Below are 25,601 nucleotides of genomic sequence, written 5' to 3'. Positions count from 1 at the left end.
TATGCCTTTTAGTTATCATTATTTTCATGAAAATCTAAACCAAGAGCCCGCCCCCAAAATAACTTGATTTTATTTACGTCATCGTACCTATATAGGTGATACCTAAGGAAATAATGCAGGAAACGCTTAATATCATCAGGATCGATCGCCTTAAAATTAAGCAACCGTTTCTCCAAACCTGAAACATCATTTACGGCATAAGTAGCTGCTCTATAGTCGCAACCACCAGTCGTTATAACCGTTTTCAAATGCAACAGCGCTTCCATACCCACTCCCGAGTTCACTGTTATCACTGCCTTCGCGTACGGGATTATCTTGTGGACGGAATCAGAAGATAAAATAACATTGGGACATGTGCTGACCTTCTCCAGGAGGTCACGAACGAGAGCTGAGCGACACTTTGGATGCTTTTTGACGACAATGGTCAGATCATGCTTTCTCGCCAGATTGACCATTTCACAAAGCAGTTGATAAGTGTCAATTTCCGCAAGGCCTGCAACAACATCATTTGTAACCTGCATGGGCAAGAAATAGAACTCGCCCAGAGCGGAAAAGTCCGTTACGTTCGCAGAAAACTGAAAGTACTTGGACTCACTCTTTTCTACAAACTCGGAAAACAAACCCCTAAAAGTTCCTTCAATTGAGTCGCTCCCCTCAAGAGCCACAATATCCCTTATTTCATCCAAAGAGATATTGCTTGCACTATGCCACCCGGAATAGCCACCCGCATCAATGGTGAAATACCCTGACAAAGCAGATTCCTTAACGTTTAAGTAAACTCCATTATTAACTTTTGTATGATAGGAAATTGCTTGAGAGAACCCTGAAATTACCCCGGCGTTACGCCAGTCAAACTGTAAGAAAGGTACAATTTTCAACCGCTCGCCACCTGGAAACGAGGAGTAAAGATTCTTATAAAGCTCGACAACCTGAACATAAAATGAGGATGTACAGACAGGGCATATAGAAAGCTTTTTCAACACCGGAGGAATATAAAAAGCTACCCCTCCCTCCCGTAAAGCCCCCTTGAAATCTACAAAGGTATTTACCCAAGCTTCGTCGACCACATCCTGAAACCAACCCACATAAAGATCTCTTTGCTTCGCATAGGATGTAAAGGCCTGCTTATCTTCATTCGAAAGCCAATGCTGATATTCAGAAAATGACCGCATGGCACCTGAATGATTAAAACAACGAATTTGAGCCGCTATCTTCGAGTAGACCTCTTTAGCCGTCTTTGGCCTATATTCATCCAACATTTTCTTCTGACCCAAAACATCAGCTAACAAACAGCTATCAGCGTACATTTCAGGTCGAAATGCATTCAAAATAACAGGCAACTTTGATGCAACTTTGAAACTTCTTTTCTTCAAAAGTCGAGAAATATAGGCATACGCATGCTGCGACATTCCCCGCCGGTCAAAATAGCGGATCTTTTCTGCTATCAATATGGTATCCGGAACAATAGGCACAACCAGAAGCCAGGAAATAAACCTGTCGTAACCCAGATAACGCTCGACATAGCCAGCCATCAATTCCAAAAATTTCTTCATCTGACTACCTGAGGAATACCAAAAAAATTGTCTGCTATTTGCTCACAAGCATTACCATGCTCAAACTTGGAGTACACTTCCACGAAGTCTTCATATTTATTCTTGTTCTTATTGAAGTCCGTCTGCGCGTTAAGTAATGCACCCGACAACTCACTCTCACGGAGCACCACCTTTCCCGGCAAGACTGCCAATGGATCAAAATAAAGACCCCGCTCCAGGTCTCTGTATTCATCCAAATCATACATGAAGTACACCATTGGCTTACGCAGCAAAGAGTAGTCAAAAATGACACTTGAATAATCCGACAACAAAACATCTGCTACCAACAGAAGCTCCTGAATATCAATTAGCCCCGAAGACACATCATGCAAGCCTTGTATTTTTTCGATTCCAGCAATGCTTTTGTCCACCAAGTGATGCAACCTAAGTAAAATTGCATAATCATCGCCCAGCTTATCCAGCAAAGCTTTCATATCGATATCAATGCCGCTACCCTCTCTCCATGTAGGGGCATACAAAACCAGATGCTTATCCACTGGCAGGCCCAGCTTTTTCTTGATACCAACCGCATCCGTCTCTGGATTCAACAGCACATCATTTCGCGGGGTTCCCGACTCCAGAACCAAACCGCCATACATATACGCTTCGGAAAATATTTTTGACACATAAGGAGAAGCAGAGACTAACGCGTCCCACCGCCCGGTTTTTGGAACACGCTCCGGAAAATCAACCAACTTATGCTTACCCATTTTTTTAAAAGGCGTGCCATGCTGAGTATTTAAATATTTCTGACCTGCTCGCTTTGGTAACCCCTGGGCAAACTCTGCGTTATTCACCCAGTATTTGGCACGCGCCATATACCAATAGTACCTAATCGAAAATCGACGAACTTTTACAACATCAGCTTCAATAGGAACATTAACATCCACTAGTGACCAAACAAATTTCAGGTTTCCGCAATTCGAAGAAAGATACTTATGCAAATATTTAGGATTACAGGAATAGGAAAGCCCCTTATGGCTTTCAAAAAAAACTACGTTTTCCTTGATCGGAAAAACTCGAAAAATGTAATAGAGCCCTCTTTTCAGGTGCTTTGATTTCAAAAGCTTTCTGACAAAATCTACTGTCATGCCTCCCCCTCGACTCTACCATCTCCACCAGCCTCAATCAGGCAACCATCTTTCAAGCAATAGAAACGATCCAGGTTATCCAACATATCTACTCTATGGCTTATCACAACAACACTTAAGTGCGGCCATTTTTTACGGATATTGGATAGAATTTCCTGCTGAGTTTGAAAGTCCAAGGCATTAGTCGCCTCATCAAGAAGTAAGACTCGGGGATTACCGTACAATGCTCTAGCAAAACCAACGCGCTGCCGTTGCCCAGAACTTAGCCGCCCCCCCTTGGAGCCCAAGTCCCCTTCCAGACCACCAGCAACCCCCGACACCACCTGATCCAAACATGTCGCTTGAAGAAGCTCTTCCAGTAACTCACCATCCATGTCCCGGCCTAGCAAAATATTGCTTTTTAGCGTCCCTTCAAATAGATAAACGTCAGCATCCACATAGCCGACCATCTTCTTCCATACTCGTTTATTATCCCGCCCTATGGTCACTCCACCATAACTTAACTGACCGGATTCTGGCTCCAGAAGACCGGACATCAGAGCCATAAGAGTACTTTTTCCTGCCCCAGAGGCCCCCGTTATACCGACAAACTCTCCTGGACTTATATGGAAATTGACACCCTGAAATACAACTTGAGAACCCTCATAAGTAAAACCAAGCTCCGCCAGTTTAAACTCACCTTCCACATCCGGTCCCAAGCTCCCCTTAGCGGTCAATTGCGCCGGTTCAGGGTCTTCTTTGGACAGATCTTTATAGAGCTGTTTCAACGCATGTTGATTCGTCTTAATAGATGCAATCGACCGATAAACTTGTTGGAATTTTGGAATTAACCTGTATCCCGCAAGGCAAATGATTGCCAACTGTGCTATTGCGGCTTCCGAGCGACCAGACTCAGTGAAAACGAAAAGCGTCATCACCACGATCATAGAGAATGCAACTGACTCAATCGCAAAGTAGGGAAGGTCCTTTAACAGCTTGTCTGATATATTGATTCGAACCCTTTCTTTCGAGGTCTCATTCAACCTTTCCGAAAACCCCGACTCCAACTCATAGCTTTGCAGAGTCTTTATGCCTTCAAAGGTTTCTTGCAATAACCGGCTTCGCGCTCGGTCATTAACTGTCCGCTCCAATCCATTTGTTTTAAGCCGATGATTGGACATGAAATACACAAGACCGTAAGCACCAACTACGGCGCCTCCGATAGATAAGGCGGCCACCCAATTCACGACGAATAACAGTGCAATTAGAATAATGATAGAAAACAGTCGCGCATTAATTTGCAGTATCGCCAAGATAAGCCCATTACACAGGCGGCTTGTGTCGCTGTTTATCTTACTTATCAACGTTCCCGGCCTGTGCCTGACATGATAAAGATAGTTCTGGCGCAAAAAATACCGGTAAATGCGGCTCACCAATTCTGCCTGAAGCTTATTTGAGGTCCCTACCAAGTACACCTGTGTCGCCAACAACACTGCATTGCTACCAATAAACAAAATGCCAAATAGTAAGCCCACCCAAGCGAGAAACTGAGCCTCCGATTCGGCTCCCATCCATTGATAAGCTACTAGTAAGTGCTGATTCTCATGCACATGCGATGGATTCATTGCCAAAGCAATAAATGGCCCCACGGAAACGACACCCAACAGCTCCAGGCAAGCGGACAGCAACAGTATAAACTGCAGAAAAATCAACCTGCCCCTGAACTGCCCAGGCACAAGTTTTATAGACTGTAGAATAAGCTGTAGCATTGGAGACAACCTGGTTTATATAAATAAAAGTATTAGATTTACACCGGCAGCAATTTTCAGCAGCCAGCCAAATCCAGGTACCTATTACGGAAGCTGCGGAGCTTTAATTCCAAAAATCTGGACACCTGACGATTAATCCCACCCAGAACAATCTTTAACCACCCTACAACCCCTACCCTTTCAGCCTTGAACTCGCCAAGCTTTAATCAAGACTAGGTTTCATGCTTATATATCAACGACGTAATTTGCTCGGATATCAACCCCATCATGAACACTATGAGCGACGTGGTGAACATCAATGCACTCATATTGGTAAACCGGCCCTGGGTTATATAGGTAAAGAGGTAATAACTTAACCCCACCAAGCCAACCAAAACGCTGGTTGGAAAGAATATTTTCAAGGGGGAATACAAAGTTCCAATCTTAAAAATAATCAGCAGAAAACGAATTCCATCCCGACTAAGGGAGATATGGCTTTTCCCTAACCTTTTTTCTACATTAATAGCTTTATATCCAACGTTATAACCTGCCCGAAAGAACGCCATAGTGATAGTGGTTGGATAGGAGAATCCATTAGGTAAAAGATGCAAAAATTCTCTAAACTTGTTCGCATTTACCACCCTGAATCCGGACGTAAGATCCTCTACCTTCCTACCCACCATCCATGACGCCAGCCTGTTGTATAAAGAGTTTGCCGCCCAACGCCCCATACTTGCCTGAGAACTCCCGGACCTCGCACCAACCAACATGTCGTAACCCGACTCATACTCCGCCAATAGCGCACCTATATCTTTCGGATCATGCTGTCCGTCGGCGTCCATAAATATGATAACTTCACCAACCGCAGCCCTCGCGCCGGCCTTAATTGACGCCCCGTTACCCTTGGAGTAAGGGCTGCTAATCACTTTTGCCCCATAGCTAAGGGCAACCTCAGCTGTAGCATCCTCTGACCCATCGTCAACCACCAACACTTCGCCAATGCAGGACAACGCCATCAGTTCGGGTAGTATTTTTGACAGGCCTGCCGCTTCGTTTTTCGCAGGTATAACCACGGATACATTCTTCATTTATTCTTTCTCGTTTATAGGTCTTCTTTCATCTGATTGAGCATATCCATCGCCTGCATAACCAAATAGTCGCTGGCCTCATACCGCTCACTTATGCCATTTTCCAGGTTTTGTACCGCCACAGGCAGCCCACCATAGCGTGCCAATAACAACGATTGCTTCATTATCAGGCTTAAAGGCACTTTGGCGTAATACTGACGGAGGAAGTAACGCCCGCCACGTCTCTTGTCCCCGAAGACAAATTCGGCGCTGGCAGACAGACTACCTGCTGCCATATACAGTCGTGTCTTACGATATCTGCGATTGCTGCGAACAGCGCTGGTCAGCTTTTGGTAAGACGCCAGTGTCATCTCACAGTGGCCTGCCAGCATCTGATCAAGCAGAAGCTCAAGCATGTTTCCAACTCGCCAATCCCGGGCCCCATGAGATAACTTCAATGCAACATCATCAACAGGCAATATGGCCTCGGGACTTGCGACACACATGTACATCAGGTTCTGCAAATGGGTTCCAGCCGTGGCCTTCGGATGGCTTACTGCTCGCTGCATCAGTATAGGCATGAACTTGTCAGCCTCCGGGGTTCCTTGCACGACCAACATGGCACTTTCCAGGGCCCGCACAGAGCGCGGATTTTCTTTCATCCACACCGGAAAGGCCTGATCCTGATTCCCCCACAGGGATGCCCTGGCAGTCAGCGTAGCGGCCAGGACAACAACAACAGCAGAAGCTATCACCACCCTAAGCTGAGATGACACTCTCAGATGGACCATGGCAGCTGACATCAACAGGGTAAGCGCAATGCCTGGCCAGTACGCCCGATGCTCAAATTTCAGTTCGAGCATTACTGTAGTGGACTCAAGCAACAGCCCGCCATAAAACCATAACACTGCGAATAACAACAAAGGAAACCTGCGGCGCACGATCCAGGCTCCTACGAAAGCCGCAACATGTACCAACAACCAAGCAAATGTGGATAAGGGGCTTATCAGGCTGGTTGACTTAGCGTACCCATCCCAAAAGACACCGGCAGTCTGAACTCGAGGGACTATCCAACCCAACAAATAATCGCCCACGATACGCTGCTGGGTCAGCAGGCGCTCGATCAGATTAAATTCCCTGCTGGTTGGCAACCACCGCTGATGCTCCTGATAATAAATGAGGCTTTTCAGCAATGGCCACGCCAGGTAGGCCAGAAAAACAGCCAGAGGCACAGCTAGCCCGAACAGAGTAACCCACCGCCCCAGAGGCAGCCCCAGAACGCGAAGTCCTGGAGCCGCAGCCCACAGAGGTGCACGTCCTGCAGACATAATGGTTAATTCAATAATCAGAAACTGCAGGGGAATCCAGATTGCACTCTCTTTGCTGAATACCGCCAAAACCGCCAATATCGCAGCCACTGCAAATCGCAGCACCGCTCCCTGCAGATCATCTCGCACCAAGCGCACACGGGCTGATAAGTACGTAATTAGTGCAGCCAGATTAAATAAAACCGACAGCAACACCATGCGCTGTACAACATACAGCACCGTTGAGACCTGATACGGATGAAGAATCCACAACACGGCCGCAATGGCCGCAACCCACTCACCATGGGCTGACTGCAAGGCCGCCAGCAGCCCGCGCAAAAATAGAAATAACAAGGCACCGTTCAGAAGATGCAAGGCCAGATTAAAAACAAGAAACGGCGCTGGATCTGCCGGCCAATCAGCGCCGTGCAGCAAAAAGGTCAGCAACGCTATCGGCCGACCGGTAGGGCCGGTAAAACCGCTGGTGGCGTACTCCCAAAACTCGGCGAAGGACTCAACCCCTCCCCACTGCCCCAGGAATGGCAGCGTGGCGTAGTCATCCAGTAGGAATCCACCACTCAAGCCCGGCAAGTATGCCAGCAGGCAAGCCACAGCCCCAAGAAGCACATGCACCCAAGGCTGTCTTAACTTAGCCACCCCAAACCCCTTGATCGCGACAAAACCGTTATTATGCCTTCAACACGCGAAAAAAAAGCCGCCCGAAGGCGGCTTTTTTCACTTTTGTCGACTCAGGCTTAGCGACAAGAGCTAGGTACGTAACGTGTACCCAGAGGATCAGCGCCGCCAACCTTACATACCCACAAGATTGGGCCATTGCCAGTTACAGGGCTGAGCAACAGGGTTTTACCAGCAATGGTGTTAGCCACACCAGAAGTCTTCATTTGGGCCTCAACCAGACCATCCTGCACATCAACTTGAGCAACGTACTTACCGCTGGTTTCGGTGGCAGCAGGCAGGCCAAAAGGACTACCACTGCTAACACCAGTCAGATCACCACGGTCAGCCCAGATTTCAGAGATAGTAGCCTTCATACCGGAAGACAGGGTTACAGCTTCTGACACCTGCGCACGCGCAGTGTAGTCCTGGTAGGCTGGCAGGGCGACAGCTGCCAGAATACCGATGATCGCTACCACGATCATCAGTTCGATCAGGGTAAAACCTTGTTGTTTTTTCATTGTGTTGACTCCTAATTAGTATGGCCTTGGCCTTGGTCTTTAGCAGCAATCCTGCAGCTGTGGTTCCTTTTAGCAAATGGTGTGCCAAACACCGGGAGCGTTGATTATTCCTCACTTACAGCAAATCACGAGACCGAAAAGCCACCCGCACCACGACCATTCCTGTCAGGCAGTGACACTTTTCGTCACCCCTTGCAACAAATAGCGGCCCAGTCCTGAAGCGGGGGATGACACCCCGGAAGGATTAATGGTAGATTTTGAGCATTCATATCTATAACAACCACTTATGGAATACTCTTTGCCTTTGGCATTAAAAGCCTGGAAGGCCATGAATTACCGAGGCGGCTTCAGTACCGTCGAATTGGGGACAGATCCGGACACCTTATGAATGCACCCGCAATAACCCTGAGCGGCCTGGCCAGGAGACTGGTAGCAGAAGGCATCGTCGACGAAGAGACGGCTCTGAGCGCCCAGCAATCGGCTAAATCCAACAGAAGCACCCTGGTCTCAGAGCTGATCAAAGGTCACGGCGTTTCCGCCACCGCTATTGCCGCATTTGCGTCCCAGGAGTTCGGCACTCCATTATTTGATCTTGATACGATCAATCCGCACAGCCTCCCCAAAAGTATTGTCGACCTCAAACTACTGCAAAAACACAACACTCTGCCGCTCTACAAACGCGGCAACCGCCTGTTCCTGGGGCTTGCTGACCCTACCAACCTGCACGCACTGGATGAGATCAAGTTCAATACCGGCCTGAATACCGACGCGGTACTGGTGGAGCTGGACAAGCTGCAGATCAAGCTTGAGCAGTACCTGGCCTCCCATGAGGAGAGCATTGAAGAAGCTTTCGGCGGGCTGGACGACGACACACTGGAAAGCCTGGATATTGAAGCCGGCACCAACGCCGACGATAAAGATGACGGGACCACCTCCGAGGCAGATGAAGCCCCGATTGTTAAGTTCGTCAACAAAATCCTGCTGGACGCCATCAAAACCGGGGCGTCGGATATCCACTTTGAACCTTACGAAAAGAGCTACCGTATTCGCTTCCGCACCGATGGCGTGCTGGAGGAAAAGGCCAGACCGCCGGCAGCCCTTGCCACACGGCTGTCTGCCCGCCTCAAGGTGATGTCACAAATGGATATCTCCGAGCGCCGGGTTCCTCAGGACGGTCGTATCAAGCTGAAACTGACCAAAACCCGGGCCATCGACTTCCGGGTGAACTCGCTCCCCACGCTGTTTGGCGAAAAGATTGTGCTGCGGATTCTCGACCCCAGCAGTGCCAAGCTGGGCATTGACGCACTGGGCTACGAAGACGGCCAGAAAAAGATGTACCTGGATGCGCTGAATCAACCACAGGGCATGATTCTGGTAACAGGGCCTACAGGCTCCGGTAAGACCGTATCCCTCTATACCGGCCTGAACATCCTCAACACCATTGAGCGCAATATCTCCACCGCTGAAGACCCGGTTGAGATCAACCTGGAAGGTATTAACCAGGTAAACGTGAACACCAAAGTGGGCCTCACCTTTGCCGAAGCGCTGCGCTCCTTCCTGCGTCAGGACCCGGATATCGTCATGGTGGGTGAGATTCGGGACCTGGAGACCGCCGAGATTGCCATTAAGGCGGCACAAACCGGTCACCTGGTGCTCTCGACCCTCCACACCAACAGCGCACCTGAAACCCTGACCCGCCTGCTCAACATGGGCGTGCCCGCATTTAACGTCGCCACCACAGTGAGCCTGATTATCGCCCAGCGACTGGCCCGGCGCCTGTGTAACAACTGCAAAAAGCCCGCGACCGACATCCCTGACGAGATATTGAGCGAAGAGGGCTTTGACAATATCGGCATCCACCGCGACGAGTTCCAGATATTCCACCCGGTAGGGTGTAATCAATGCTCCAGCGGTTACAAGGGGCGCGTCGGGGTCTATGAAGTGGTTCGCATCACCGACGAGATTTCACGAATTATAATGGAGGGCGGCAATTCCATTCAGATTGCCGACGCCGCACGCAAGGCCGGTTTCAACAACCTGCGGGTATCCGCCCTGCGCAAGACCGCGATGGGATTAATCAGCCTGGAAGAGGCAAACCGGGTCACTAAGGACTAGATAAATTATGGCGACCGCTGCAGCAACCAATCAGACCTTTGTTTATAAAGGCGTTGATCGCAAGGGCTCCAAAGTTGAGGGAGAGATCAGTGGTTCCAGTGTCCAGCTGGTGAAAGCCCAGCTGATCAAGCAGGGCATTAACGCCAGAACCGTGCGCAAGAAGCCCAAGCCTCTGTTCGGGGGCCGCGGCAAGCCCATCAAGCCACAGGACATCGCCGTCTTCACCCGACAGATGGCCACCATGATGAAAGCCGGTGTGCCGCTGGTGCAAAGCTTCGAGATCGTGGCCGAAGGTGTTGATAACGCCAATATGCGGGATCTGATCCTGGCCATCCGCGAGGATGTTGCCGCCGGTACCAGTTTTGCCGCCGCGCTGACCAAGCACCCCCGTTATTTTGATGATCTGTTCTGCAACTTGGTGGAGTCCGGCGAACAATCCGGTGCTCTTGAAACCATGCTGGATCGTATCGCCACCTACAAGGAAAAGACCGAAGCCATCAAGGCCAAGATCAAGAAAGCACTAACCTACCCTGCTGCGGTTGTGGTGGTGGCCGTTGTCGTAACGGGCATTCTGCTGGTAAAGGTAGTACCCCAGTTTGCCGATACGTTCAGTAGCTTTGGGGCCGAGCTGCCGGCATTCACACAGCTGGTGGTCTCCCTGTCTGAAACCATGCAGGAGTGGTGGTTTATTGTACTTTTCGGTGCCGTTTTGGCTTTCGTGGCCTTCAAGGAAATGATGGTACGCAGCAAAAAGTTCGCTGAGCTTATCGACAAGGTAATGCTCAAGCTGCCCATTGTCGGGGATATCGTTTATAACTCCATTATCGCCCGCTTCTCTCGCACCCTTTCCACCACCTTTGCGGCTGGTGTACCCCTGATTGATGCCCTGGAGTCGGTAGCTGGTGCCACTGGTAACTCTGTTTACGAATACGCGGTACTTAAAGTTCGCGACGAAGTATCCACCGGTGTACAGCTCAACGCTTCCCTGCGCAAAGCCGGGATCTTCCCGTCGATGCTGCTGCAGATGGCAGCCATTGGTGAAGAGTCCGGCGCGCTGGATGAGATGCTCGATAAAGTGGCCTCCTATTACGAGGAGATGGTCGACAACATGGTGGACAGCCTCACCTCACTGCTTGAGCCTATGATCATGGCAGTTCTGGGTATTCTGGTGGGTGGCTTGATGGTTGCCATGTACCTCCCCATCTTCCAGATGGGCCAGATCGTTTAACCGGAAAAGCACATGCAAACTGAATTATTGGCCGGCGATAGCGCCGGCCTTTTTATTGGCCTTATTACAATTCTGGGCCTGGCCGTCGGCAGTTTTCTGAACGTGGTTATCTACCGGCTGCCGCTGATGATGCAGAACCGCTGGAAAGCCGAGTGCTGTGAGCTGCTGGAGCAGCCGCAATCCCCCCCTGTCACCTTCAACCTACTCAAGCCTGACTCACACTGCCCCCACTGCCAAACGCCCATCAAGCCATGGCACAACATTCCGCTGCTCTCCTGGGCCATACTCGGTGGCAAGTGCGCCAAGTGTCGCCAACCTATCAGCATCCGCTATCCCTCAATCGAGCTCGTCAGCGGTATTCTCAGCGGCATTATCGCCCTGACCTTTGGCCCCACCCTGCTGACCGCCGGGTTGCTGCTGCTAACCTGGGCGCTGATCAGCCTGACCATGATTGATATCGACCACCAGCTGCTGCCTGATAACATCACGTTGCCACTGATGTGGCTGGGCCTGCTGGTCAATGCGCAAAGCTTTGGCCTCACGGATCTGCACTCTGGGGTAATTGGGGCGGCTGCCGGCTATCTGGTGCTTTGGGGTGTCTATTGGCTGTTCAAGATTGTGACTGGCAAGGAAGGTATGGGCTACGGGGACTTTAAACTCCTGGCCGCACTGGGCGCCTGGATGGGCTGGCAGCAGCTGCCGCTGATCATCATCCTCTCCTCCTTTGTCGGCGCGGCAATAGGTATCGCCGGCATATTGATCCAGGGACGTGACAAGAATATCCCTATCCCCTTTGGCCCCTATCTGGCGATTGCCGGTTGGATAGCTCTGATCTGGGGCGATACAATCACAGGTTCTTATTTGCAGTTCGCCAAACTGTAGGAGCGCGGTAGCTCAGACCACCCTCACTTCCTGCAATGCGGCCGGAAAAGATCGCCCGGGGGATAAGGTGAATTCCGGTGCAGCCGGAAGATGAGATGGTCTGGGCCACCGGGCTCCTACGGGGTTGCCAAAGAAGAACATTCTCCAAAACTACTTTAGAAGCCGATTTCACATGACCTATGTAGTAGGCCTCACCGGAGGCATTGGCTCCGGTAAAACGGCGGTATCCGACAGATTCAAAGCGCTGGGCATAACGGTGGTGGATGCCGACGTGGCCTCCCGCGTGGTGGTTGAGCCTGGGCGCCCGGCCCTGCAGCTCATTGCTGAGCATTTTGGCGCCGATATTCTGCTTGCTGATGGCCAGCTAAACCGGGCGGAACTGCGGAAGCGAATCTTCCAGGATGAGAGCGAGCGCCTGTGGCTGGAAGGCCTCCTGCACCCGCTGATCCGACAGGAGATTATGGATGGACTCAACAATGCCTCATCCCCCTACGCCCTGCTGGTATCACCACTGCTGATTGAAAGCGGTCAGAGCAAGTTCACCAAACGGGTGCTGGTGGTAGACGTCCCGGAGGAGCTGCAGTTGTCCAGGACAGTTGCGCGGGACAACAACTCAGCCGAGCAGGTAAAAGCCATCATGTCAGCCCAGGCCAGCCGCGAGCAAAGGCTGCAACACGCCGATGATGTGATTGTTAACGATGGCTCCCTGGAACAGCTGCATCAAAAAGTTCAGGAGCAGCATGAGAAGTATCTGTCGTTGGCGGCAGAAGCCAACGATGCCTGAATCCGGCAACAGTAACCCCGCTGGATTTCCGCCTGCACGGGAATGACAGCGGTGGCGGAACTTGCCTGTGGGTGGATTCCCGCCTGCGCGGGAATGACATGTGGTGGTGGACCTGGCTTGGAGTGGATTCCCGCCTGCGCGGGAATGACATGTGGTGGTGGACCTGGCTTGGAGTGGATTCCCGCCTTCGCGGGAATGACGAAAGATTGTGAGCCTTGCTAACACCCGCATGCGCTTGATCCCCGTCTCCATGGGAATGACCAAGCGCTATTTGCGGATTTACGCTACTATTCCACCATCGCTGTAGTGACAGCTTTAGAACCACCAACAGATCCAACGACCCACATGACCTCAAAAAAACCTCTCGAGATCCAATGCCCCTGTTGTCGCAAGCCGATTGAGTACAGCGAGGCTTACCCACAACGTCCCTTCTGCAGCGAGCGCTGCAAGCTGATTGACCTTGGCGAGTGGGCAGAGGAGAAACACAAGATTGCAGGCAGTTCGGTATATGATGACCTGTTATCGGGCGATGATCCCAGCGGCAACGGCTTTCACCACTAGCGTCTGAATACGGACAGGCCCAGGAAAGACAGACCCAGGAAAATATCTTGGCCCTCCAGCCCCGAATTGCTATTACCGGCCAATCAACTAATCAGCGAACAGGCTGATTCCGGCAACGCCCTGGGCGCCCGAGTTAATCGCTGACAGCAGCGCGCCCGGATCCATCCCCCCTAATGCGTAGACCGGGATCTTCGCACTTCCGACCCACTGCGCAAACACGTCCCACCCCAGTGCTTCAGCCTGCGGGTGAGTACTGGTGGGCATAACCGGGGAAAGGGTAATAAAGTCGGCTCCCAACTGTTCCGCCTGACGAATCTCTTCCGGGTTGTGGCAGGAGTAACTCAACCAGCCAGGTTGTATCTTTCGCCAGTCTTTACCATCATTCTGCAAATGAACGGCAGACAGGTGGATACCCGCGATGACGTCAGCACATCGCTCGAGCACAACTGAAGGTGGGCTATTCAGCACCAATCTCGCCTGTCGCTGCCGGCAAATGTTTGCCGCAGCCTCCAGCCCCTCAAGCCATTGCTCAACCCCCCACCCCGGTTGACGCACCTGAATCAGCGCAGCGCCTTTATCGATGGCGGAATGAATATTACGGCAGAAGCTTGTCTGGTCTTCGGTGGGAGCGGAAATGGCGAGCAATTTGGGCAGCCGGGCAGCAGTTACAATGGGCACGTTGGCAGCCGGAAAGTCATAGTTGCCGAGATCGCTGGCGGCGACCCAGCGCACAGGCTGGCCTTCACGACCGTGAGGCTCGCCGGCAAAAGCATCGACAGTCCACACGTCCAGCAGGACAGATTTATCCGGATAGTCGTGGCGAATCTGAATCAGGGGCTCACAGTGCTCGACATGGATACCCAGCTCTTCGTGGAGCTCACGCGCCAGGGCCTGGGGTGCAGACTCCCCCGCTTCCAGCTTGCCACCGGGAAACTCCCACAGGCCGCCTTGGTGAGCTGTATCTGGACGACGGGCGATGAGGATTTGGCCTGCGGCGTCTTTAATAACACCCGCGGCAACGTGGATAACCTTGCTCAAGAAGTGATCCTCTGGTCACTGTGATTTTCGGGCCAGCTCGGCACAAGGGGATAGAAAGGATCGCCCGGGGGACCGGGCTCCTACAGAATGAGCCGACTTCAGGTGCGGTACTCGGCGTTGATGGTCACATACTCGTGGGACAGGTCGGTGGTCCAGACAGTTTCGCGGATGTCGCCACGTCCCAGGTCGATACGGATCAGGATCTCTTCACCATCCATAACCGCCTGGCCCTGCTCCTCGGTATAGCTGGCGGCACGACCGCCCCCTTCAACGATCAGCACATCATTGAGCCAGACTTTTACCGCAGTGGCATCCAGCCCTTTTACGCCCGCATAACCAATCGCCGCGACGATACGCCCCCAGTTCGGGTCGCAGGCAAACAGGGCTGTTTTGATCAGCGGCGACTGGGCAACGGCGTAGGCCACACGCAATGCTTCGGCCTGGCATTCGGCACCCTCGACCTGCACAGTCACAAACTTGGTCGCGCCTTCACCGTCAGCAACGATAGCGTGCGCGAGGTAACGGTACACCTGCATCAGCGCATCGTGGAATTTCCGGTACAGCTCACCGTCCCGGGTGTTGATCTCCGGCAGGCTTGTCTGGCCAGTAGCCATTAACATGCAGGCGTCATTGGTGGAGGTATCACCATCGACGGTAATGCGGTTAAAGGATTGATCAGCAGCTTCGCGGGACAGTTCGTTGAGCAGCGCCTGGTCAACCCGGGCGTTGGTAGCCACATAACCCAGCATGGTCGCCATGTTGGGCTTGATCATGCCCGCGCCCTTGGAGATACCATTGATGACAATGGTCTCTCCGTCGTGCTCGATCTGTACGCTGGCTCCCTTGGGACGGGTATCGGTGGTCATGATGGCCCGACCGGCCGCTTCCCAATTGTCAGGCTGCAAACCCGCCAGCGCCGCCGGAACAGCTCCCAGCAGTTTTGCCATGGGCAGCCGCTCACCAATCACACCGGTGGAATAAGGCAACACCTGCTGTGCGGTGACACCGGCCTGCGCCGCCAGCTCGCTGCAGGTTTGCAACGCGTCCGCCAGGCCCGGTTCGCCGGTACAGGCATTGGCGTTACCGGAGTTGATAATCAGAAAACGGATGTTGCCCTGGGCGAGGTGCTGTTTGGCCAGGGTCACAGGGGCGGCGCAGAAGGCATTTTTGGTAAACACCCCGGCCACACGACTGCCTTCCGCGAGGCGGAACACCACCACATCCTGTCGACCGGGTTTCTTGATACCGGCACTGGCAGTCGCCAGCTCAACACCAGGGACGACAGCCATCTGCGGAAAAGGAAATTGCCCCACAGCCATAGTTTTCTGAACCTCGATACGGTCAGGCCAGACGGCCGTGACACTGCTTGAATTTTTTACCCGAGCCACAGGGGCAGGGATCGTTGCGGCCTACTTTGGATCCTTCGCGCACGAAGGGACGCTGATCGTCCTGCTCTTCGCTGCCTGCATCCTCTTCTCCAAAGGCGCCGGCCTGGGCGTGTTCCAGCTGCATGCGCTGCTGTTCCTGCTGCTGGCGGCGGCGCTCTTCCATGGCATCCATCTGCTCACGGGTCACCGGCTCAACGCGGGCCAGCATGCGCACCACTTCGCTCTTAAGACTCTCCAGCATCTGCTGGAACAGCTCGAAGGACTCGCGCTTGTACTCCTGCTTGGGGTTCTTCTGGGCAAACGCGCGCAGGCCAATGCCCTGACGCAGGTGATCCATATTGGCCAGGTGCTCTTTCCAGAGCATATCGAGAACACTCAACATCACCTGCCGCTCGACTTCGCGCATGATGGGACCAAAGTGTTCACACTTGGCGTCGTAAGCAGACTGCACTTCCTGCAGGATCTTCTCCCGCAGAGTCTCTTCATGCAGCTTTTTATCTTCTGCCAACCACTGGGCTACCGGCAGTTCAAGGCCAAACTCGGCATGCAGGTACTGCTCCAGCCCGGGAATATCCCACTGTTCTTCAAGGCTTTGTGGCGGAATAAAATCACTGACCAGATCAAACACCACGTCTGTGCGAATGGCGGTAATGGTGTCAGCGATGTCATCTGACTCCAGCAGTTCGTTGCGCTGCTGATACACCACCTGGCGCTGATCGTTGGCAACATCGTCAAATTCCAGCAGCTGTTTGCGGATGTCGAAGTTACGACCCTCAACCTTGCGCTGTGCCTTTTCAATGGCATTGGTCACCATGCGGTGCTCAATGGCTTCGCCCTTCTCCATGCCCAGCGCCTGCATAAAGCCGCGGATACGATCCGAGGCGAAGATGCGCATGAGGTTATCTTCCATGGAGAGGTAAAAACGCGATACACCCGGGTCACCCTGACGGCCGGCACGACCACGGAGCTGGTTGTCGATGCGGCGGGATTCGTGGCGTTCTGTACCAACAATGTGCAAGCCGCCCTTCTCGATCACCAGGTCGTGGCGCTGCTGCCATTCGGCCTTGTGTTTGACGATCTGCTCTTCGGTAGGATTTTCCAGCTCAGCCAGTTCTGCATCCAGGTTGCCACCCAGCACAATATCGGTACCACGACCGGCCATGTTAGTGGCAATGGTGACAGCCCCCGGACGACCTGCCTGGGCAATAATGGAGGCTTCTTTCTCGTGAAACTTGGCGTTCAGAACCTGATGCTTGATGCCACCCTTCTTCAGCCGGGCGGACATCTCCTCCGAGGCTTCGATGGACGCTGTACCCACCAGCACCGGCACCTGCTGCTCCTGCAGCTCTTTAACCGTTTTGGTAATCGCCTCGTACTTTTCCTCTTTGGTGAGGTAAATCAGGTCGTTGAGATCCTGACGGGCAATAGCCTTGTTGGTGGGGATCACCACCACATCCAGACCGTAGATCTGCTGGAATTCGTAGGCCTCGGTGTCCGCTGTACCGGTCATACCGGACAGCTTGGGAAAGATCCGGAAATAGTTCTGGAAGGTGGTGGATGCCAGTGTCTGGCTCTCTTTCTGGATCGAGACTCCCTCTTTCGCTTCCAGGGCCTGATGCAGACCTTCTGACAGGCGACGACCGTGCATGGTGCGACCGGTGTGCTCGTCAATCAGCACCACCTGGTTTTCCTGCACGATGTAGTCGATATCGCGATGGAACAGGTTGTGTGCTTTCAATGCCGCATGCACGTGGTGCAGCAATCCCAGGTTGCCAGCTGAGTAAAGGCTGTCGTTTTCCTCCAGCAAACCCGCGCCGGTGAGCATCTCTTCAACCTTCTGATGCCCCGCTTCGGTCAGCTCCACCGTGCGGCTCTTTTCATCGATCACATAGTCGCCGCTTTGGGTAACGGTCTCGCCCTCGCTCTTCTGCTCCACCAAACGCGGAATCAGCAGATTCATCTGCTGATACAGGCGGGAACTGTCTTCCGCCGCACCGGAAATAATCAACGGCGTGCGGGCTTCATCAATGAGGATGGAGTCCACCTCATCGACAATGGCAAAGTTGAGCGGGCGCTGCATACGATCGTCCTTGCGCAGCGCCATATTGTCGCGCAGGTAATCGAAACCGAATTCGTTGTTGGTGCCGTAGGTAATGTCGGCCTGATAGGCCTCATGCTTTTCGTGCGGATCCTGCATGGAGTGGATAATGCCCACGGTCATGCCCAGTGCTTCGTAGAGAGGACGCATCCACTCCGCATCGCGGCGGGCCAGGTAGTCATTCACCGTTACCACATGCACCCCGCGTCCCGAGAGGCCATTGAGGTAGGCCGCCAGTGTCGACATCAGGGTTTTACCTTCACCGGTACGCATCTCGGCGATCTTGCCTTCATGCAGGGTCATACCGCCAATCAGCTGCACGTCGAAATGGCGCATACCCAACGCCCGGCGGCTGGCCTCGCGACAGGTGGCAAAGGCTTCCGGCAGCAGGCTGTCCAGACTCTCCCCGTTCTGGAAGCGCTGACGGTAATCGTCAGACTTCTGCCGCAGTTGATCGTCAGAGAGCGCCTCCAGCTCCGCTTCCAGTTCATTGACGCGCTTGACGAGTTTGCGCATGCGCTTGAGTTCGCGTTCGTTCTTGGAACCGAATACGGCCTTTGCCAGTTTACCTATCATGAAATTACCAGAATCTTGTTATGTTCGGATGCCCCTGAGCCCTTTAAACATCAGCGTTTGGGGGGAGTCAGGGTGTCGCTGACCAGCCTCGGCTGGCCCCGGCCACAAAGGGCACAAGTAAACAGAATGCCGCCTGCATTGGCAAGCGAAAGATGGGATCAGCGGATGGTGCGATGAATGTAGGAAGCGGGATCGACGGCGCGACCGTTTTTGTAGACTTCAAAGTGGACGTGAGGTCCGGTAGAGCGACCACTGCTGCCCATCAGGGCAACTACCTGGCCTTTTTTAATCACATCCCCGACGCTTACCAGATTCTCGGAGTTGTGGGCGTAACGGGTACTGAAGCCGTTACCATGGTTAACTTCGACCATCTGGCCGTAACCGCTGCGCTCGCCGGACCAGATAACAACACCGGCCGCAACAGACACTACATCGGAGCCCATCTTGCCGGCAAAATCCACACCGTTATGCCAGGCGATGTGCCCCTTGAAGGGGTCAGTACGGCGACCGAAGCGGGAGGACATCCAGCCCTTGGTCACCGGCCGGCCTGCGATAAACACGTCGCGCTGAATCTTGCGCTTGGCCAGCAGGGCTTCCAGTGTTTCCAGCTGATGTTCCCGATCTTCGATCTGGTCCGTCAGCTGGTCGATAACATCGATAAATTCGGGCGGATTGTAGACATCCCCCATAGCCGAACCTTCAGGCCCCCCCAACGCGGGCACCTGACTGAAATCAAACTCGCCGCTGTCCAGCTTGGCAATGGTGGTCAGTCGCTCCCCCAACGCATCCAGCCGCAACAGGCGCGCCTGCAGCTCGGCCATACGCAGGGTGAGGGCAGCCAATTGCTCTTCGGCCTGGCGTTTGGCCTCTGCCAACTGCTCCCCCTGCTGATCGAGGGCATCGTTCCAGGCCTGCGCCGAACCGCCGGTAAACAGATCCGCGCTGTCGTCGCCCTTGAGCTCCTGACCAATCCAGACTCCCATACCCATTGGCAGCCCCAGCAGGCACACAGACAGTACTGCACGAGTCCAGCCCCCCAGGGAGAAGCTGCGGGTGCGACCGTGATGCTTGCTGACGACAATAACCTTCATGGGCAGTTTGTGATCAAGTCCAGATTTTTCTCAATTCAGTATTTGGCCGGACGGAAGGACACCGGAGCGACAGTATCAACCCCACACTCCTCTGGTGAAGCGGCTCACAAACCCTGCGAGATCCCTCTTCAATTTGCCATGTTTCCGGGCCAAAAAGCGCAAAAAACCGGCTAAAAACCGGTTTTGAGGGCCAAATATGGCATACAAATCAATCGATTACCAACAATAATTGATGCTGCTTTGCAGCATCAACCTATCGTCCGGGAATAACAGAAGTGTTTCAGACAGCCAGTACCGGCTTGATGTAAGAGATGGGAGCGGCGCTCTCATCTTCAAAGGTGACCACTTCCCAGGCATCTTCCTGGGCAATCAACTGGCGCAGGGAACGGTTGTTGAGCGCATGGCCGGACTTGTGGGCCTTGAACTCGCCGATCAGGCTGTTACCCAGCAGGTACAGGTCACCAATGGCGTCGAGAATCTTGTGCTTCACGAATTCATCGTCGTAGCGCAGGCCGTCTTCGTTGAGGATACGGTACTCATCCACGACGATGGCATTGTCCACACTACCGCCCTTGGCCAGGCCCTTGGAGCGCAGGTACTCAATCTCGTGCATGAAGCCGAACGTACGGGCACGACTCACCTCTTTCACAAAAGAGGTGCTGGAGAAGTCCACAGAGGCGTCCAGGCGACGACCTTTGAAGACCGGATGATCAAAATCAATGGAAAACGACACTTTAAAGCCGTTAAAAGGCAGGAACTCAGCCTTTTTATCCCCATCTTCCACCACCATCGGGCGCTTGATACGGATAAATTTCTTCGCTGCTGTCTGCTCTTCGATACCCGCTGACTGGATCAGGAAGACAAACGGACCGGCACTGCCGTCCATGATCGGCACTTCCGGCGCGCTCACCTCAACGATGGCGTTATCGATACCCATACCGGCCATGGCCGACAGCAGGTGCTCGACGGTGGAGACGCGAACGTCGCCTTTTACCAGCGTGGTTGAAAGCGTGGTATCACCCACATTCTCCGCCTTGGCCTGAATTTCAACCACAGGGTCGAGATCCACCCGCCGGAAGACAATACCCGTATCTACCGGCGCTGGCAGCAGCGTCAGATAGACTTTTTCACCGGTGTGGAGACCTACGCCGGTTGCGCGGATAGCGTTTTTCAGTGTGCGTTGTCTGATCATTGTATTGTCTTTTACCCAGCAGGATCAGTTAATCGGCGAATACTACCAAAGTTGGCAACTCTAAACCAACTGAAATGGCGCGTTTTCTATGGTTTCCCGACCTGATACGGGAATAGCGCGTCACTCAAGGCAATCCAGCTGCCATAGCAGCCTGTACTCGTTTCCAGGAGGTCACTGCATTGAACAATGACTGAACTTAACCATAACTGAATAGGCGAAATTACCGCGGGCGCCCGCCCCGCTCACCCAGTCCACCCGGAAGGCCAGCCATCTGACACTGGTACCGGGTTTCAGTTCCGCAAGCCGATCTGCGCACCGCGGGAGAGGACGGTGGCAGATCATAAGTCGACAGCAGCACCAACCGGCCCGCAGCCAGAGGCTACAGGGCCAGGTCCGTGCAGATCAGTCGGCCTGGCGACGCAGGAACGCCGGAATATCCAGATATTCCATGTCGGCGTCGGCCAGCGGCTTCTTGGCGGTATTACCCTGGGCCGCAGGCTGGTTGCGCATCACGGTTGGCTTATCCAGCGCCGAATAGTCCAGCTGGCCATTGGGGCGACGGGTATTGTCCACCACAACCTTGGTTGCCGTAGGCTTGGCCATCTCGATCGCACCACCCAGACCGGTGGCCACCACGGTCACCCGCAGCTCGTCACTCATCTCCGGATCAATCACGGTTCCCACCACAACAGTGGCATCGGAAGAGGCAAACTCTTCCACAGTGTCACCCACTTCGGAGAACTCACCGAGGGAGAGATCCAGGCCCGCAGTGATGTTCACCAGGATACCGCGAGCGCCCTGCAGATTGACGTCTTCCAGCAGCGGGCTGCGGATGGCGGCTTCGGCCGCTTCGCGGGCGCGATTCTCGCCGCGGGCAACGCCGGTTCCCATCATCGCCATACCCATTTCGGACATCACGGTACGCACGTCTGCAAAGTCCACGTTAATCATACCGGGGCGCATAATCAGATCCGCAATACCCTGCACGGCACCCAGCAGTACATCGTTGGCGGCCTTGAAGGCGTCCAGCAGACTGGTGGATTTACCCAGTACCGCCAGCAGCTTTTCGTTAGGGATGGTGATCAGGGAGTCAACACGCTCCTGCAACTCACGGATACCCGCGTCGGCAATGGCCAGGCGCTTCTTGCCTTCAAACGGGAATGGCTTGGTCACCACAGCCACGGTCAGGATGCCCAGTTCCTTGGCAACTTCCGCCACCACTGGTGCACCGCCGGTACCAGTACCACCGCCCATACCGGCGGTGATGAACACCATGTCGGCACCTTCCAGGACTTCGGCAATGCGCTCGCGATCTTCCATGGCGGCTTCACGGCCCACATCCGGATTGGCACCAGCACCGAGGCCTTTGGTAATACCGTTACCCAGCTGCAGCACAGTGCGGGCATCAATATCCTTCAGCGCCTGAGCATCTGTGTTGGCACAGACGAACTCTACACCCTCTACCTGATTGGCAATCATGTGCTTGACGGCATTGCCGCCGCCACCACCGACACCAACAACCTTGATTACTGCGTTTTGTGGCACGCTATCGACGAGTTCAAACATAATATTCCCCTTATTTCTCCCTTGTGTGACTCTGCTTTTCCACTTGCACTAACACGTTTTAAAAACTGCCCTGGAACCAGTTTTTCACCCGGCCCCACAAACTGCTTCCGTTTTCCACCTTGGCCGCATACTGCGGCTGCGCCTGTCCGCTCATGTACTGCTTGCGCGCATACTGCAGCAGGCCGACGCCGGTGGCGTAAATCGGGTTGTTGACTATGTCGGACAAACCACTCACATCCTGTGGCGTACCCAGACGTACCGGCATATGGAAAATCTCCTCCGCCAGCTCAATTACCCCTTCCATCTTTGATGTGCCGCCGGTCAACACGATGCCGGCAGCACACAGGTCCTCAAAGCCGCTGCGGCGTAACTCTGCCTGCACCAGCGTGAAGAGTTCGTCGTAACGCGGTTCCACCACTTCCGCCAGCGCCTGCCGTGACAGGTCACGTGGCTGGCGATCACCCACACTGGGGACCTTGATGGTCTCGTCCGGCCCAGCCAGTTTGGCAAGCGCACAGGCGTACTTGATTTTTATCTCTTCGGCGTGCGGCGTCGGAGTGCGCAGCGCCATGGCAATATCGTTGGTCACCTGGTCACCGGCGATGGGAATCACACCGGTATGGCGGATCGCACCTTCGGTAAATACGGCGATATCGGTAGTGCCGCCACCGATGTCCACCATGCAGACGCCCAGCTCTTTCTCGTCTTCTGTCAGCACGGAGTAACTGGAAGCCAGTTGCTCCAGAATCACATCCTCCACTTCCAGTCCGCAGCGACGAATACACTTCTCGACGTTCTGTGCCGCATTCACCGCACAGGTCACCAGATGCACCTTCGCTTCCAGTCGCACACCCGACATACCGAGGGGCTCTTTTACCCCTTCCTGGTCGTCGATAATGAACTCCTGCGGCAGGATATGGAGAATCTTCTGGTCCGCAGGGATAGCAACTGCCTGTGCGGCATCTATCACCCGCTCCAGATCCTGGCTGAACACTTCGCGATCCTTGATCGCCACTATGCCGTGGGAATTGAGGCTGCGAATGTGGCTGCCCGCAATACCCGCGTAGACGGAATGGATCTGGCAACCCGCCATCAACTCCGCCTCTTCCACCGCGCGCTGGATGGACTGCACGGTTGACTCGATATTCACCACCACACCCTTTTTCAGACCGGTGGAGCGGTGCGAGCCAATTCCAACAATCTCCAGTTCACCTTCCGGTGACAACTCCCCCACAATGGCGACCACCTTGGATGTACCGATATCCAGGCCGACCACCATGCGACTTTCATGTGACTGCGCCATTCCGCACCCTCGCTGTCAGGCCGTTAGCATAGCCTTTTGTGTTGTTCATCCTTTTTATCCCCGTACGCCGACCGCAGCACCAGACTGCCAACCGACGGCCACTCCATTGGTATAACGCAAATCAATACTGGCGACGTCCGCCCAGCGTACCCGCAACTGCGAGTTGTAGATCTTCAGCAGGCGCTTGACGCGGTCGAGCATCTGATCGCGACCGATGCGCACCGGCACCTGATCGTTAATTTCCATGGCCCAGCTGCCGGTGGCATCCCGACGCAGGGCACCCAATTGCAACCCGGCTTCGCCAAGAATCTTTGCCAGTGTGTAGTAGCTGGCCATCACTTCCTGCTCGCTGCCGGCGACACCACTGAGCCGCGGCAAGCCGGTCAGCAAATTCTCGGGCACAGTTCCATCCTGCAGCCGAATCAGTTCACCGCGCTGGTTAAGTGCATCGCTCTCACCCCAGCGGGCGATAGGACGGTGCTCGGTTACGGTGATCGCCAGCTGATCGGGCCAGCGACGGGTAACCTGCACCTGATCCACCCACGGGTCCTGCTCAAGCCCTTCGCGAATGGCATTCAGGTCCAGCTTCATAAAGCTGTTACCCATGGCCTGATACACCCGCTCGGCCAGTTCTTCACGGGAAACCCGCAGGAATTCACCGTTGATCTGTACGCTTTGCACCGGCCGTTGCAGTTGCTGCTGAAACCAGAGCGATACGCCGTAACCAACAGCGCACAGCAGTACCACTGATCCAGTCCAGCGCAACAACCGCAGCAACCAACCGGCGCGCGTCAACAGGCCCGGCTTTTGCTGCTGCCGGGTGGCGCCACGAATGGCTTTGTTGACACGCTCCTGAGCTGCCATAAAGTCAGTGATTCTCCGCAATCGTCTGCTGCAGGATGTTCAGCACCAACTGTTCAAACGATAGGCCATGGGCCCGCGCCGCCATGGGCACCAGACTGTGGTCGGTCATACCCGGCACTGTGTTAACTTCCAGCGTGTAGAAGTTGCCGTCGGCATCTGCCATCACATCCACCCGTCCCCAGCCGACACAACCCAAAGCTTCAAACGCATCCACCGCCAGCGCCTTCAGGCGCGCCTCATCATCCGCGTTCAGGCCACAGGGGCACAGGTAGCGGGTGTCGTTGGCCAGGTACTTGGCGTTGTAGTCATAAAATTGATGATCTGTTTCAAGGCGAATGGGCGGCATGGCCACTCCGTTGAGTACGGCCACGGTGTACTCCGCCCCTTCAATAACCTGCTCGGCAAACACCGAGCGGTCATACTGGATGGCGTTGGCGTAGGCACTGTCCAGCTGCTCGCGACTGGCCACCTTGGACATGCCGATGCTGGAACCTTCATGGGCCGGTTTTACCATCAACTGGCTGCCGATCTCCGCCACCACCTGATCCAGGTTGTCGGCGGTCAGCATGCGATACTCCGGCGTGCTGATACCGGCCGCGGAAAAGATCTGCTTGCTGCGCCATTTATCCATAGCAATGGAAGAAGCCTGCACACCGCTGCCGGTATAGGGCAGGCCAAGGAACTCCAGCAGCGCCTGCATACGACCATCTTCGCCACCAGGTCCGTGCAGGGCGATGAAAACGCGATCAATCTTTTCCTGTTGCAAGCGGGAAACAATGTCAGCACCCACATCAATCAGGAATGCGTCCACACCCTCGGCTTGCAGCGCGGCGCAAACCGCAGCACCGCTTTTCAGCGAGACTTCACGCTCGGCCGACTGGCCGCCGTAGAGTACGGCGACGCGACCAAATGCTTGTGTGTCTATATCAGTCATC

Annotated in this window: 20 protein-coding genes; 5 read left to right on the top strand and 15 right to left on the bottom strand. The window is 54.0% G+C overall.

The window, feature by feature from the left end; all coding sequences use genetic code 11:
• Positions 1–8: 8 nt before the first annotated feature.
• The 6 genes from GSF27_RS15095 to GSF27_RS15070 all read right to left on the bottom strand — a co-directional run bounded on the left by GSF27_RS15095 (position 9) and on the right by GSF27_RS15070 (position 7,980).
• Complete coding sequence (locus GSF27_RS15095) at positions 9–1,553, bottom strand: hypothetical protein (protein WP_160970632.1); 1,545 nt, start codon at positions 1,551–1,553, stop codon at positions 9–11.
• Entirely contained in the window at positions 1,550–2,683 is a 1,134-nt protein-coding gene (locus tag GSF27_RS15090; protein WP_160970630.1) for a CDP-glycerol glycerophosphotransferase family protein, read from the bottom strand. The genes GSF27_RS15095 and GSF27_RS15090 overlap by 4 nt, the downstream gene beginning before the upstream one ends.
• Positions 2,680–4,431 carry an ABC transporter ATP-binding protein gene (locus GSF27_RS15085; protein ID WP_160970628.1) on the bottom strand — a complete coding sequence of 584 codons (1,752 nt, stop codon included), beginning with the start codon at positions 4,429–4,431 and terminating at the stop codon, positions 2,680–2,682. The genes GSF27_RS15090 and GSF27_RS15085 overlap by 4 nt, the downstream gene beginning before the upstream one ends.
• 212 nt (positions 4,432–4,643) lie before the next feature.
• Complete coding sequence (locus GSF27_RS15080; RefSeq protein WP_160970626.1) at positions 4,644–5,498, bottom strand: glycosyltransferase family 2 protein; 855 nt, start codon at positions 5,496–5,498, stop codon at positions 4,644–4,646.
• Positions 5,499–5,512: 14 nt separating this feature from the next.
• Positions 5,513–7,441, bottom strand: a complete 1,929-nt coding sequence (locus tag GSF27_RS15075) for a hypothetical protein (RefSeq protein WP_160970624.1) — start codon at positions 7,439–7,441, stop codon at positions 5,513–5,515.
• 98 nt (positions 7,442–7,539) lie between these two features.
• Complete coding sequence (locus GSF27_RS15070) at positions 7,540–7,980, bottom strand: pilin (RefSeq protein WP_160970622.1); 441 nt, start codon at positions 7,978–7,980, stop codon at positions 7,540–7,542.
• A gap of 384 nt (positions 7,981–8,364) precedes the next feature.
• Between GSF27_RS15070 and pilB the strand changes: the two genes are divergently transcribed.
• The 5 genes from pilB (at position 8,365) to yacG (ending at position 13,550) form a co-directional block, all read left to right on the top strand.
• Positions 8,365–10,095: a type IV-A pilus assembly ATPase PilB gene (gene pilB / locus GSF27_RS15065; protein WP_160970620.1), complete on the top strand. Its 1,731-nt coding sequence runs from the start codon at positions 8,365–8,367 to the stop codon at positions 10,093–10,095.
• Positions 10,096–10,102: 7 nt separating this feature from the next.
• Positions 10,103–11,323 carry a type II secretion system F family protein gene (locus tag GSF27_RS15060; RefSeq protein ID WP_160970618.1) on the top strand — a complete coding sequence of 407 codons (1,221 nt, stop codon included), beginning with the start codon at positions 10,103–10,105 and terminating at the stop codon, positions 11,321–11,323.
• Between the two features lie 12 nt (positions 11,324–11,335).
• Positions 11,336–12,205, top strand: coding sequence for an A24 family peptidase (locus GSF27_RS15055; RefSeq protein WP_160970616.1), 870 nt, complete (start codon positions 11,336–11,338; stop codon positions 12,203–12,205).
• A gap of 172 nt (positions 12,206–12,377) precedes the next feature.
• Positions 12,378–12,989, top strand: coding sequence for a dephospho-CoA kinase (gene coaE, locus GSF27_RS15050; RefSeq protein WP_160970614.1), 612 nt, complete (start codon positions 12,378–12,380; stop codon positions 12,987–12,989).
• Between the two features lie 345 nt (positions 12,990–13,334).
• Positions 13,335–13,550, top strand: a complete 216-nt coding sequence (gene yacG / locus GSF27_RS15045; protein ID WP_160970612.1) for a DNA gyrase inhibitor YacG — start codon at positions 13,335–13,337, stop codon at positions 13,548–13,550.
• An 87-nt stretch (positions 13,551–13,637) separates the two neighbouring features.
• On the opposite strand, the gene GSF27_RS15040 is transcribed toward yacG, so the two are convergent.
• From GSF27_RS15040 to GSF27_RS15000, 9 genes are all read right to left on the bottom strand, one after another.
• Positions 13,638–14,588, bottom strand: coding sequence for a Nudix family hydrolase (locus tag GSF27_RS15040; RefSeq protein WP_160970610.1), 951 nt, complete (start codon positions 14,586–14,588; stop codon positions 13,638–13,640).
• Between the two features lie 98 nt (positions 14,589–14,686).
• Positions 14,687–15,907, bottom strand: coding sequence for a bifunctional glutamate N-acetyltransferase/amino-acid acetyltransferase ArgJ (gene argJ, locus GSF27_RS15035; protein ID WP_160970608.1), 1,221 nt, complete (start codon positions 15,905–15,907; stop codon positions 14,687–14,689).
• Positions 15,908–15,929: 22 nt separating this feature from the next.
• Positions 15,930–18,650: a preprotein translocase subunit SecA gene (secA, locus tag GSF27_RS15030; protein ID WP_160970606.1), complete on the bottom strand. Its 2,721-nt coding sequence runs from the start codon at positions 18,648–18,650 to the stop codon at positions 15,930–15,932.
• 158 nt (positions 18,651–18,808) lie between these two features.
• Complete coding sequence (locus tag GSF27_RS15025; protein WP_160970604.1) at positions 18,809–19,741, bottom strand: M23 family metallopeptidase; 933 nt, start codon at positions 19,739–19,741, stop codon at positions 18,809–18,811.
• A 280-nt stretch (positions 19,742–20,021) separates the two neighbouring features.
• On the bottom strand, positions 20,022–20,933 hold the full coding sequence (lpxC, locus tag GSF27_RS15020; protein ID WP_160970602.1) for a UDP-3-O-acyl-N-acetylglucosamine deacetylase: 912 nt from the start codon (positions 20,931–20,933) through the stop codon (positions 20,022–20,024).
• A gap of 402 nt (positions 20,934–21,335) precedes the next feature.
• On the bottom strand, positions 21,336–22,499 hold the full coding sequence (gene ftsZ / locus GSF27_RS15015) for a cell division protein FtsZ (RefSeq protein ID WP_160970600.1): 1,164 nt from the start codon (positions 22,497–22,499) through the stop codon (positions 21,336–21,338).
• A gap of 58 nt (positions 22,500–22,557) precedes the next feature.
• On the bottom strand, positions 22,558–23,802 hold the full coding sequence (gene ftsA, locus GSF27_RS15010; RefSeq protein WP_160970598.1) for a cell division protein FtsA: 1,245 nt from the start codon (positions 23,800–23,802) through the stop codon (positions 22,558–22,560).
• A 54-nt stretch (positions 23,803–23,856) separates the two neighbouring features.
• Positions 23,857–24,666 (bottom strand): cell division protein FtsQ/DivIB, encoded by an 810-nt coding sequence (locus GSF27_RS15005; RefSeq protein WP_160970596.1) that lies wholly within the window; start codon positions 24,664–24,666, stop codon positions 23,857–23,859.
• A gap of 4 nt (positions 24,667–24,670) precedes the next feature.
• The gene (locus GSF27_RS15000) at positions 24,671–25,600 is read right to left on the bottom strand and encodes a D-alanine--D-alanine ligase (protein ID WP_160970594.1); all 930 of its coding nucleotides are present in this window, start codon (positions 25,598–25,600) and stop codon (positions 24,671–24,673) included.
• Position 25,601 lies beyond the last annotated feature (1 nt).

The organism is Pseudomaricurvus sp. HS19 (assembly GCF_009857815.1).
In the GTDB taxonomy this organism is placed as follows: Bacteria; Pseudomonadota; Gammaproteobacteria; order Pseudomonadales; family Cellvibrionaceae; genus Pseudomaricurvus.
The sequence above is the reverse complement of the archived record's forward strand: the minus strand, read 5'-3'. Positions and strand labels throughout refer to the sequence as shown.